This window comes from Yinghuangia sp. YIM S09857 (assembly GCF_051388915.1).
Taxonomy (GTDB): Bacteria; Actinomycetota; Actinomycetes; order Streptomycetales; family Streptomycetaceae; genus Yinghuangia.
This window is the reverse complement of sequence record NZ_JBPKBH010000028.1, coordinates 57,987-69,476: the sequence shown is the minus strand read 5'-3', so window position 1 is coordinate 69,476 and position 11,490 is coordinate 57,987. Positions and strand designations below refer to the sequence as shown.

Here is an 11,490-nt window from a genome sequence, read left to right as displayed (position 1 = left end):
CCAAAAAGCCCGAGCCCACGCCCGGCGACACCGCGCGGGCCCGCGCGCTGCTGGCGGCGTCGAACGCCGAGCACGTCTTCGTGTGGCTGCACCACCCGCCGCTTCCCGACCTCGCGCCGGACGCCCAGGGCGACAGTGAACTGGCCCGACTGGTCCGGGACTTCCCGAAGATCCGGGGCATCGGCGCCGGACACCTGCACGGCGACCTGAGCGGCGAGTTCGAAGGCAGGCCGGTGTACGTCTGCCCGTCCACCACGTACAGCATCGATTACGCCGGACGGGTGTTCGACGGCCCCAGCTACCGTGTCTACACGCTGCACGCGGACGGACGCGTCGAGTCGGAGGCCCGTACCGTCCCGGGCCCCATCACCGACACGATGCGCGCCAAGCCCGCGCCCAAGTTCCTCACCGACCTCATGATGGGACGCGTCACCCTTGAGGAGATGAGGACGCTGACCGACACGGAGTTCGAGGAGCGCTTCGGCGAGCCGCGGCCGACCCGGGGCGCCTGAGCCCCGGCCGGCCCGCTCGCGGACGTGGCAGCGGACGTCAGAGATGTGACGGGTCCCGCCAATCCAGGCGGGGCCCTCAGTACGTGTGAGAGGAGCACGTGTGGGGCACCAGCACGCGGATGCCGAAGGCGGCACCGTCGCCCTTGAAGGCGTCCGCAACTTCCGGGACATCGGCGGCCTGCCGACCGCCGACGGGCGCCGCGTCCGTTCCGGCCGCTACTTCCGCAGCGGCCACCTGGCCAAGCCCACCGAGGCGGACCGCAAGACGCTCGCGACGCTCGGCGTCCGGCTGATCGTCGACCTGCGGAGTCCGGCCGACATCGAGCTGGACGGCGCGGACCACGTGCCCGACGGCGCGCGGTGGATCAACCTGCCGATGACCGACCCGGCCCGCCACTCGGACTTCTGGTCCGACATGCGCAAGGGCGACATGGCGGTGCTGCGCGACCGCCTCGGCGACGGCAAGGCCGAGAAGGCCATCGCCTTCGACTACCGCGACCAGGTCGTCTCGCGCACTGCCAACCACGCGGTGCTGCTCAACTCGCTGGTCGAGCAGGACGGCCTCCCGGTCGTCGTGCACTGCTCCGCGGGCAAGGACCGCGCCGGGATCGCCGCGGCGCTGGTGCAGCGCATCGCCGGGGTCCCGGACGACGTGATCCTCGGCAACTACCTGGAGAGCAACGACCCGGCGCGCCGCTACAGCCCCAACTCCGACAAGCTCGCGATGCGCCCGGAACTCATGGAGCTCTTCGCGCCCTTCCTGGAGGTGCGCGCCGAGTACCTGGAAGGCGCGCTCGCGACGATGGACACCAACTGGGGGTCGTTCGACGCCTATCTGGCGGAGGGCCTGGGCTTCGGCCCGGAGAAGCAGCGGCGGCTGCGGGAGCTGATCGTCGAGGGCTGAACGCGGCCCTTGGACAGGGCAGGCCCGACACGCGGGCGGCGGGGTGCCGGTGCGCCCCGCCGCTTGACCTTCACACCGGTCTCAAGCCGTACGTTCCAGTCAGCCGCCCGGCCGCCGGGCGGCCGCCGAGGAACCGAGCGTACGCCCGACCAGGAGTGTGGTGGCCATGTCCGCGAACCTGACGTCCCCCGATGCCTTCGCCGCCCAGCTGGACGGCCGCGACGCGACCGCGGCCGAACTGTCTCCGCTCGCCTTCGCGGGCTACGCGCACTTCACGGCCATGCAGGTGCGCGGCGGCCGGGTGCGGGCCCTCGACCTGCACCTCGCGCGCCTGCGGGGCGCCTCGCTGGACCTGTTCGGCGAGGCCCTTCCGGACGAGCGGATTACGGCGTACCTGCGGGCCGCGCTCGCCGCGAGCCCGCCGGACGCGTCGCTGACCGCCACGGTGTACTCGCAGGAGGGGGAGTTCACCGCGCCCGGCGGCGAGGGCGCGCGACTGCGCGTGCTGGTGCGCACCGGGCCGCCCTCAGACGGGCCGGACGGGCCGCTGGACCTGGCGGTGGTCGAGTACGAGCGGGTCGCCCCGTCCGTCAAGCACGTCGGCGAGATCGCCAAGACGTACTACCTGCGCCGGGCCGTGGCCGAGGGCTTCGACGACGCCGCATTCGCGGACCGCAAGGGGCGGCTGAGCGAGGCGTCCATCTGGAACCTGGCGTTCTGGGACGGCGAGGCCGTGGTGTGGCCCGAGGCGGAGATGCTCACCGGAACCACGATGGGGATCCTCCGCCGGCAGCTCGACCGGATGGGTGTGCCGCAGCGCGACCGCGAGCTGACGGTCGCCGAACTGCCGGGCCTGGCAGGGGCGGTGGTGATGAACTCGTGGACGCCCGCGGTGCCGGTGCGCCGCATCGGGTCGGTCGCGATCCCGGCCGCGCCGGACTTCGCCGACATCCTGCGCCGCGCGTACGAGGCCGAGCCGCTGGTCTCCCCCTGACGCCCGAAGCGTGCCCCCGCACGCCGGAGAGGGCCACGCGAAGTGCGGGGCCCTCTCCGGGACTTCACACCCTGGGCGGCGCGCCCGACGTCAGTCCTTGTCGCCCTCGTCGGCGAGCGTGATGACCCAACGGGTCTCCTTGCGCGGCAGCAGGTAGGCCGCCCAGTAGACCGCGGCCGCGGCGATGATGCCGAAGGTGACGTACATGGCCTTGGGCTCGCTCTTGGCCAACTCGTACATGACGTAGAGGAGCCCGGCGATCAGCACGACCGGGACGGCGGGCCACAGGGGCATGCGCCACGCGGGGGTGTGCTTGTGCGCGCCGCGTCGGGAGGCCAGCGCGCCCACGGCGACCACCAGGTAGAGCAGCGCGACCGCGACGCTGGTCACGGAGCCGAGCAGGGTCAGGTCGACGAAGCACAGGATCGCGCCGGGGACGCCGACGGCGAGCGTCGCCACCCACGGGGCGCCGAAGCGGTTGACGGTGCCGAAGGCCCTGCTGACCGGGGCGGGCCAGGCGCGGTCGCGCGCGGAGGCGTACAGGACGCGGGAGTTCTGGATGACCATGACAATCGCCGCGTTGATGATCGCGAGGGCGATGCACAGGCTGATGAACGTCGCCATGCCGTGGCTGCTCCAGCCCTCGATCATGGTCGGCAGGTCGCCGTCGGTCAGCGTCTGCATGTCGGCGGCGCCGAGCGTGATGGCGATCGTGGGGAGGATCAGGATCACCGCGCCGAGGCCGAGCGTCCACAGGACCGTGCGCGACACCGTGCGGCGCGGCTGGTCCATCTCCTCGGCCAGATAGACGGCGGTCGAGAAGCCCTGGAGGGCGAACAGCGCGACGGCGAGGCCGGAGACCAGCACGCCGACGGTCAGCGGGCTCATGCCGCCCGCCTCGGTCAGCACCTCGGGCTTGACCAGCGTTCCGGCGCCGCGCTCGGTGTGGCCGAAGCCGAGGAACGCGACGAGCGCGGCGGCGACCACCTCAAGGGCCAGGAAGACGCCCGTCACCCAGGCGTTCGCCCGCAGGTCGAGCAGGCCCATGACGGTGGCGCCGAGCATGACCAGCGCACCGGCCCACTTGATGCCGGTCTCGTCGAGGCTGACGATCGACGTTATGTACTCGCCGGTGCCGAGCGCGATGATCGGCGGCACCACCATCACGACGATGCCCGCCACGATGAAGGCGATCCACGCCGCGAAGCGGCCCATGAACGTGCCGACCATCGCGTACTCGCCGCCCGCGCTGGGGACCATCGTGCCCAGCTCGGAGTAGCAGAACGCGACCAGCACGCACATGACGGCCGCGATGACGAGGGTGAGCGCGGTGCCCGTGCCCTGCGTCGCGAACATGCCGGGCACGATCACGAACAGCGAGGACGCGGGGGTGAGACAGGAGAGCGTGAGCAACGTGCCGCCGACGACTCCGATGGACCGCTTGAGCGGCTTCGGGGCTCCGGCGTGGAGCGGGGCGGCCGTGCTGTCCGTCGCCGGGGGCACGTCGACCTTGGGGAGTACTGCTTCAGCCATGGGCGCGTTCCTGATTCAACAGGGGGTGCGAGGTATCGCCTCCGGTGACGGGAGCAGGCGGGCCGCGGTGCGGCGTTGGACGCGCGGTTCGCCTGCAAGGTGCTGCGTTATGTAATCCGCCGTTCGTTCGAGCGTCAAGATGCCGTTGACAACCGAATCCGAAGGTCAAGAGCTGATTTGACGTCAGATTCCCATGCTCGCAGGGATTATCGGCAACCGGATCCGCAGCTTGACCCGGGCAAAAAAATTGCCGGGTGAGGGTGGGGTGCGGGCGGGTCCACGGCTGCGCCCCGCAACAGGTGTGACGGCCGTCGCGCACCGCGGTCACTTCAGGCCTGCGACAGTGCGCGGTACGTTCCGCCCCATGAGCAACCGCGTCCTCGCACACACCGGTGCCCGGCACCCGATCATCCAGGCCCCGATGGGCTGGATAGCCCGCTCCCGGCTCGCGGCCGCGGTGTCCGCGGCGGGCGGGCTCGGCATGGTCGAGACCTCGTCCGGCGAGATCGACAACTGCAAGGCCGAGATCGACGCCATGGTGGCCACCGGGCTGCCGTTCGGGGTCAACCTGCCGCTGATGTTCCTGCGCGACGAGACGCTCGTGCGGTACGTCGCCGAGGCCGGGGTGCGGTTCGTGACGACGTCGGCGGGCAGCCCGGCCCGGCACCTGCCGCTGCTCAAGGAGCACGGGCTGACCGTGTACCACGTGGTCCCGTCGGTGCGTGCCGCGCGCAAGGCGGTCGACGCGGGCGTGGACGGGCTGGTCGTCGAGGGCGCCGAGGGCGGCGGCTTCAAGAACCCCGACGAGGTCTCGCTGCTCGTGCTGCTCCAGGCGGTACGCGCGATCACCGACCTGCCGCTGGTCGCCGCCGGGGGCATCGCGGACGGGCGCGGCATGGCCGCCGCCTTTGCCCTGGGCGCGGAGGGCGTGCAGATGGGCACCCGGTTCCTGTCCAGCGCGGAGAGCCCGGTCCACGGCAACTTCAAGCAGGCGATCGTGGACGCCGACGAGACCGGGACCGTCGTCGTCAACCGCTCCGGCAGCCCGACCATGCGCGTGCTGCGGACCGGGTATTCCGCCGACCTCGCGGCGGCCGGCGGCCCCGCCGCGAGCTCGCTGGCCGCGGTGCAGCGGCTGTACTTCGAGGGTGAGATGGAGGTGTCGCTCGCCTCCGCGGGCCAGTCGGTCGGGTTGGTCGAGGCGGTGCGGCCGGTGGCCGAGATCGTGGAGGAGACGATGCGGGGGTTCCGGAAGAGCCTGGAGGAGGCCTACGGCCGGGCGGTCGAACTGACGGACTGACCCGGCCGGTTCAGTCGACCGGTTCGGCTGACCGGGCAGCGCGGTCCGCGCGGCCTCCGCTCGGCAGTACGCGGGCCGCCGTCCACAACACGATCCCGCACAGCGTCCAACTCGCGAGCACGTCGCCCATCCAGTGGTAGTCGCACCACAGCAGCGCCAGGCCGACCAACGCGCACAGCAGTGACGTTCCGGCACAGGCGAGGCGCCGCGCGGTCGGGGACAGGACCGTGCCGAGCACCAGGGCCGCGGCGCCGAAGCAGACGGCCGACGTCGCGGTGTGCCCGGACGGGAAGAAGCCCCACTCGTCTCCGGTGATCTCGCCGCCCGACGGTCCGGCACGGTCGATCGCGGTCTTGCCGCCGATGACGATCGCAGAGACGACGGCGACGGAGGCCGCGGCCACGCCCGCCAGGCGCAGGCGGGTCGCGCGGTCGGGGGTGCGCAGACAGGCGTACGCGTACGCCGCCACCAGCGCGACACCGCCCGGCACCGGCCCGCCGAGGTCCGCGAGCAGGTGCATCGGCTCGTCCAGCCACCCGAGCCCCGACGCGGCGGCCAGGTCGCGCACGCCGTCGCGGACCGCCTCGTCGAACGGGATCAGCGGGCCCGCGTCCGCCACGACCTGCACGGTCAGGAAGACCAGGAAGGCCGCCAGAGCGACGGGGAAGAGCGCCGACGCCAGGACGGACCGGCCGTACGCGGACCACCGCCCCGGGACGGGGGGCGTTGTCCCGGGGCGGCCGCCGGCTTGCTCAAGGCCGGCATGGGTTCCGCCGGGGCCCGGACGGGGGGGCGTACCGGGTCCGGCATCTGGGGTCCTGGCGTGCATCTCATTCGAAGATACGTGGAAGGGCCCCAACTTGTTCCCCGCCGACATGGTCGACACAAAGCCTGCACAGCTTCTCCACGCCGCTTCCGACCCGAGGGGATTGACGTGCGGACCAACCGGACCCCTGTTCGAAGTCCGCCTCACTCTGGATTGTCCGACGTGGGCGATGTACGGTGTCAGCCCCGGATGTGAGCGGCGTCACAGAACGGGTGATCCGGCGTCCCCGAAGACGGGAACCGGACCGACGAGGGGCAGATCAGGCGATGAACCGTCTGAGGTTGTGTGACGTGACGTCAGCGCACGGTCGTCCGACCCCAGCCCGCCGTCGGTCCGCAAAGGTAGGGTTCCCAAGGTGGTTGAAGAGTCCGGCTACCCGTCCCACCGAGTGCCGTCGATTCCGGCACCGGCCGCACCGGCGCGCGTCCGCCGGTTCACCACCGCGATCGCCGACACCCGGACGCCACCGCGCGAACGAGCGCAGGGCGGCACCGGCATCGGCGTCGTCATCACCAGCGACCGCCAGCTCCGCGTCGTCCGCACGGCACGTCCGCGCGGCATCCGCCTGGACGGCGAAGTCGACCTGGCCAACGTCGAGATCGTCCGTCACTCGCTGCGCGCGGTCGCGCGCGAGGGGGCGGAGGTGACCGTGGATGTCACACGGCTCGGCTTCATCGACGTCGCGGGGCTCCGCGTCGTCATTGAGAGCGCTCACGAGCTCGCCGAGCACGGGGGACACCTCGTGCTGGTCGGTGCGTCCCGGCAACTGCTGCGCATCCTGCGGCTGTGCGGCTGGGACACGGCGTCCGGGCTGCGGATCGGGGCGCCGGGGCCGGGCTGAGGGGGCGTACCGCTTCTTCCGCGGGCCGGCGCTGTCGGCTCGGGGCCGAAACGCGCCCCGAACCCTCCACCTGCCCGACATACGTTGACCTGCCGCGCGTCATCGGTGCCCGCGAAGGGAGGAACCCCGGTCGCGACCCCCCAAGGACGGGGGTTGCGACCGGGGTTCCGCTCGTCGGGCCGGGGTCAGGCGACCTGGCCGACCACCTTTTCGAGGATGTCGAGACCCTCGACGAGCAGGTGCTCCGGCATCACCAGCGGCGGCAGGAAGCGCAGCACGTTGCCGTACGTCCCGGCGGTCAGGACCAGCAGGCCTTCCGCGTGGCACGCCTTCGCGATCGCCGCGGCGGTCTCCGGGGCGGCCACCTTGGTGCCCGGCTCGACCAGCTCGATCGCGATCATCGCGCCGCGCCCGCGGACCTCGCCGATCGCCGGGTGCTTCTCCGCCATCGCGCCCAGGCGCGCCTTCATGACCTCGCCGATGCGGTTCGCGGCGCCGTTGAGGTCGTGCGCGCGCATCGTCTCGATCGCGCCGAGCGCCGCCGCGCACGCGACCGGGTTGCCGCCGTACGTGCCGCCCAGGCCGCCCGCGTGTGCGGCGTCCATGATCTCCGCGCGGCCGGTGACGGCGGCCAGCGGAAGGCCGCCCGCGATGCCCTTGGCGGTGGTGATGAGGTCCGGGACGATGCCCTCGTCCTCGCACGCGAACCACTGGCCGGTCCGGCAGAAGCCGGTCTGGATCTCGTCGGCCACGAACACGATGCCGTTCTCACGGCAGAACTCCGCGATGCGCGGCAGGAAGCCCTTGGCGGGCTCGATGAAGCCGCCCTCGCCCAGGATCGGTTCGATCACCACGGCCGCGACGTTGTGCGCGCCGATCTGCTTGGTGATCGCGTCGACGGCGGCCGCGGCGGCCTCCTCGGCGCAGTTCTCGGCGCCGGTCAGCCAACGGAACGGGTATGCGACCGGAACCCGGTAGACCTCCGGCGCGAACGGCCCGAAGGACTCCTTGTACGGCATGTTCTTGGCTGTCAGCGCCATCGTCAGGTTGGTGCGGCCGTGGTAGCCGTGGTCGAACACGACGACCGCGCTGCGCTTGGTGTGGGCGCGGGCGATCTTGACCGCGTTCTCCACCGCCTCGGCGCCGGAGTTGAACAGCGCGGTGCGCTTGTCGTGGTCGCCCGGGGTCAGCTCGTTGAGCTGCTCGGCGACGGCGACGTAGGAGTCGTACGGCGTGACCATGAAGCAGGTGTGGGTGAACCGCTGCAACTGCTCGGTGGCGCGGCGTACGACGGCCTCCGCGCTGTTGCCGACGCTGGTGACCGCGATGCCGGAGCCGAAGTCGATCAGCGAGTTGCCGTCGACGTCCTCGACGACACCGCCGCCGGCGCGCGTCACGAAGACGGGGAGGGTCGTGCTGACCCCGCGCGCCACGGCCTTGTTGCGGCGCTCCATCAGCTCGACGGACTTGGGGCCGGGGATGGCGGTGACGAGGCGGCGCTCCTGGGGAAGCGACGGCCCGCCGGGCTGCGAAGCGCCCATCGGGGTCTCCTTTTGACTGGCCAGCAGGGGTGTCGGGGGGTGTGTTCGCAGGCTAGGTTCACCGAGTGGGTCCCTGCATGCGCCACACCGGAGAATTCACTCCCCCGCACATGTCCACCGCGGACAATTCGTAGTGCGGCAGGGGCGTGTCGGGATACGGAATGATCATCACGCGTGAGCAGCGGTCCACTACATTGAGTGCGTTCCCTGTGGCGGGAATCGACACGGCGGTGACGGGATGGACGTGGAACGCAGACGGGGCGCGAACGGCCGGAACCAGGCCGCGGCGACGACCGATGCCGCGGGGCAGCAGTGGTGGCACGACCCGGAGCTGGAGGAGCCGGTCTTCGGGACCCCGGTGCCGGGTGGCGTACCGCACCCGGCGAAGCCGGCGTCCGCCCCGAGGACCGGGTTCGACCTGAGGACGTGGGTGTTCGCGCCGCGGTTCCGGGACGCGCCGGGCATCTTCGCGTACGGGCGCGACGAGGCGGAACTGCGGTTGCGGGCGCTGGAGGAGCGGGCCAGGCGGCGTCCGGCGACGGCGCTGATCCGTCGCGCGCTGCTGTGGTTGGTCCTGGCCATGGTCGGGTTCCGCTGGTTCGTCCTGGCGTACTCGTGGCTGGTCGTGAACGTCATCCCGGACTGGCTGTGGCCGCTGTTCGCGTCGATGTTCTGGTTCGCGTACGCCGGGTTCTTCGGATACCTGGGGCGCTGGCACGAGATCGCCTGGCACTACCTCGCTCCGGCCTTCAAGCGGCTCGACCGTCGTGCGGACGCCAACGGCCGACCGTCGCAAGAGCAATGGCGGCGGGCGGGGGTGAGCGTGGCCGCGGGTGTTATCGGCTGGGTCATGCTGCAACGGCCGTTCGTCTCACTGTTGTTGGAGACCTTCCCGGACAGCCGGCACCTCCTGCACCAGCTCCAGCCGCTGATCCGCGTCGTCTACAACCTCGCCTTCCTCGCCGCCGCGGCCTACTGGGGCCGGTGGGGCGACGTCGTCCGCCCGTACGCCGTCGCGCCCCGCGCGGCGGCCGAGCCGGCGGACGCGGAGGACGCGCCCGTCGACGACGACCTGTGGCCCGAGCTGCGCGACGCCGGACTCGGCGGAGCCGCGGACCGGCTCGACGAGGAGGTCGAACTGGGCCGCGTCGGCGACGTCGACTACCTCCGGCTGCGACGCGTCCTCCAGGCCGGCGACGGCGACACCGACTACCTGGTCGACGTCGCGCACGAGGTCGCCGAGCGCGGCGCCGGGGCCTGTGCGCACGGTTCCGGCTCGCGCGACGTGCGCCCCCGGCGCGCGGTCCACGACCTCATGACGGGTCAGGTCAAGGTCGGCCACGCGGTCGACAGCGAGCGCAACACCGCCCCGCTCAAGGACGTCGACTTCGCCCTCGAACCGGATGTGCTCGGCACCTCGATGGTCGTGGTCGGCCCTTCGGGGGCGGGGGAGTCCGAGGCGCTGCTGCGGCCCGTGATCGAGTCGCTGAGCCTGTCCGCGCTGGCGGGGGCGGCCTCGGTCGTGGTCCTCGACGCCAAGGGCGGCGCGTTCGCCCGGCCGGGCGCGTACGACATCGAGATCGTGCTCGGCGACCCCGAATCGCCGTGGGGCCTGGACCCGTACGGCGCCGCCAGCGGCTCCGAGGAGGCGGCGGACCGGCTCGCGGCCGCGGTCCTCACCGGCGGCGAGGACGACGCCCGGCACCGCGACGGCGCCCGCGCGGCACTCCAGCAGGCGATCTCCGCGTATGTCGCGGGCCACGGACACCACCCGACGATCTCCGCGCTGTTGGACCTCCTCGACGGCCACACGGACGCGATCGACGCGCTGCGGGCGGAGTTGGCCCGCGCGGGGCGCGAGGCCGAGTTCGAGCGGGCGCTGCGGACGCTGGCGCGGGCGGACGAGGCGGCGCGCCTCCTCGTCCAGCGGCTGTCGGTGCTCGAACGGCCGGGCATGGCGGCGCTGTTCGACCCACGGCGGGAGCGGTTCGCGATGCGGCACGTGGACCGGCCGGTGCGGGTGCGGATCGCGCTGAACGAGGCGGCGTACCCGGATGCCGCGCGCATCGTCGGGCGCCTGGTGGTCGGCCAGTTCGTGCAGGCCATCGCGGCGCGCGACCCCGAGGGGGCGGACGACGGCGTGTTCGCGTGCCTCATCGCAGACGGGGCCGGACCGTACGTCGACGACTACGTGGCGCACGGCCTCGCCTGGACGCGTGCCCGCAACGCCGGTCTGGTGCTGGCCGTCCGCTCGATGGACGACTTCGCACCGCGCCTGCGCGCGGCGGTCTTCGGCGCGGTCGGCTGCAAGGCGGTGCTTCCCGGCACCGCGGCCCGGGACGCCGAGGCCTTCGCCGAACACTGGGGCAAGAAGCTGGTCGAGGAGCGCTCGGTCACCCACGGGTCCCCCGAAGGCGGACTCCTGCGCAAGGCCCGCTTCGCGGTCATGGGCGCACTGTTCGGCGAAAAGGCGGCGGGCGGCTCGGAAAGCGTCACCGTCCGCAAGGTGGAGCGCTACCGCTGGACCCCCTCCGAAATCACCGGCGAACTGAAGTCCCGCCACGCCCTGTGCAGCCTCACAACCCGAGAAGGCGACCGCACCGCCCCGGTCCTGGTGGAGTTGGAACCGCAAGCAGGCACCTGAGCGGGATCGGAAGCCGGGCGGCGGCCGACGCGCTGGCTGCGTCGGACTCGCAAACCGCCCGGCGCGCGGCGGAGGCCAATCCGGACGGTCCGCGTGCTGCACGCAGGCCAGGTTCGGCACCCGGCCTGCCGCCAACGCCCCCTTCCCAACGGGTCGACGGCTCGTGAGCCCGAGCGAGGTCAGCTGCTCCTTCTTGTCGGGCAAAGCCCGTCTCGGGATCGAGCGCGGCGAACGGCCGCGGCAGCGCGGCAGCACAATGCGGACCGGTCGGGTGGCGGGGTGCGCTCTCGTGGCCCGGCGGTGGCGCACCGGGGGTGCTCGGTGCCGAGGAGGCAGAATGGGTGGGTACTGGTACTCCATTTCGGCGTGGTCGCCGTTCGGTTTTTGGGAATTGC

Annotated in this window: 8 protein-coding genes and 1 pseudogene; 6 read left to right on the top strand and 3 right to left on the bottom strand. The window is 72.2% G+C overall.

The genetic code is table 11. From position 1 onward, the window contains the following. The 3 genes and pseudogenes from ACRX5S_RS37430 to ACRX5S_RS37420 form a co-directional block, all read left to right on the top strand. Window positions 1-512: pseudogene (locus ACRX5S_RS37430) on the top strand (hypothetical protein); the annotation flags it as partial. A gap of 100 nt (window positions 513-612) precedes the next feature. After that, window positions 613-1,416: a tyrosine-protein phosphatase gene (locus ACRX5S_RS37425; protein ID WP_436777716.1), complete on the top strand. Its 804-nt coding sequence runs from the start codon at window positions 613-615 to the stop codon at window positions 1,414-1,416. A gap of 166 nt (window positions 1,417-1,582) precedes the next feature. Further along, a complete protein-coding gene (locus tag ACRX5S_RS37420; protein ID WP_436777715.1) occupies window positions 1,583-2,410 on the top strand; it encodes an aminotransferase class IV family protein in 828 nt (275 codons plus the stop codon). Window positions 2,411-2,500: 90 nt separating this feature from the next. On the opposite strand, the gene ACRX5S_RS37415 is transcribed toward ACRX5S_RS37420, so the two are convergent. Further along, a complete protein-coding gene (locus ACRX5S_RS37415) occupies window positions 2,501-3,943 on the bottom strand; it encodes an APC family permease (RefSeq protein WP_436777714.1) in 1,443 nt (480 codons plus the stop codon). 364 nt (window positions 3,944-4,307) lie between these two features. Here ACRX5S_RS37415 and ACRX5S_RS37410 point away from each other — a divergent pair, with 364 nt between their 5' ends. Further along, window positions 4,308-5,243: an NAD(P)H-dependent flavin oxidoreductase gene (locus ACRX5S_RS37410; RefSeq protein WP_436777713.1), complete on the top strand. Its 936-nt coding sequence runs from the start codon at window positions 4,308-4,310 to the stop codon at window positions 5,241-5,243. Window positions 5,244-5,253: 10 nt separating this feature from the next. Here the strand turns inward: ACRX5S_RS37410 and ACRX5S_RS37405 are convergent, their stop codons facing one another. Beyond that, window positions 5,254-6,072: a phosphatase PAP2 family protein gene (locus ACRX5S_RS37405; RefSeq protein WP_436777712.1), complete on the bottom strand. Its 819-nt coding sequence runs from the start codon at window positions 6,070-6,072 to the stop codon at window positions 5,254-5,256. A 352-nt stretch (window positions 6,073-6,424) separates the two neighbouring features. On the opposite strand from ACRX5S_RS37405, the gene ACRX5S_RS37400 reads away from it, so the two are divergent. Then, the gene (locus ACRX5S_RS37400; protein WP_436777711.1) at window positions 6,425-6,910 is read left to right on the top strand and encodes an STAS domain-containing protein; all 486 of its coding nucleotides are present in this window, start codon (window positions 6,425-6,427) and stop codon (window positions 6,908-6,910) included. 185 nt (window positions 6,911-7,095) lie between these two features. Here the strand turns inward: ACRX5S_RS37400 and gabT are convergent, their stop codons facing one another. Continuing rightward, window positions 7,096-8,451, bottom strand: coding sequence for a 4-aminobutyrate--2-oxoglutarate transaminase (gabT, locus tag ACRX5S_RS37395; RefSeq protein WP_436777710.1), 1,356 nt, complete (start codon window positions 8,449-8,451; stop codon window positions 7,096-7,098). Window positions 8,452-8,695: 244 nt separating this feature from the next. Here gabT and ACRX5S_RS37390 point away from each other — a divergent pair, with 244 nt between their 5' ends. Further along, on the top strand, window positions 8,696-11,095 hold the full coding sequence (locus tag ACRX5S_RS37390; protein ID WP_436777709.1) for a hypothetical protein: 2,400 nt from the start codon (window positions 8,696-8,698) through the stop codon (window positions 11,093-11,095). The last annotated feature ends 395 nt before the right edge of the window (window positions 11,096-11,490 follow it).

Excerpts from the sequence above, each read along its gene's own strand:
- ACRX5S_RS37420 (WP_436777715.1), top strand. The coding sequence starts at position 1,583 with ATGTCCGCGAACCTGACGTCCCCCGATGCCTTCGCCGCCCAGCTGGAC.
- ACRX5S_RS37415 (WP_436777714.1), bottom strand. The coding sequence starts at position 3,943 with ATGGCTGAAGCAGTACTCCCCAAGGTCGACGTGCCCCCGGCGACGGAC.
- ACRX5S_RS37410 (WP_436777713.1), top strand. The coding sequence starts at position 4,308 with ATGAGCAACCGCGTCCTCGCACACACCGGTGCCCGGCACCCGATCATC.
- ACRX5S_RS37405 (WP_436777712.1), bottom strand. The coding sequence starts at position 6,072 with ATGCACGCCAGGACCCCAGATGCCGGACCCGGTACGCCCCCCCGTCCG.
- gabT (WP_436777710.1), bottom strand. The coding sequence starts at position 8,451 with ATGGGCGCTTCGCAGCCCGGCGGGCCGTCGCTTCCCCAGGAGCGCCGC.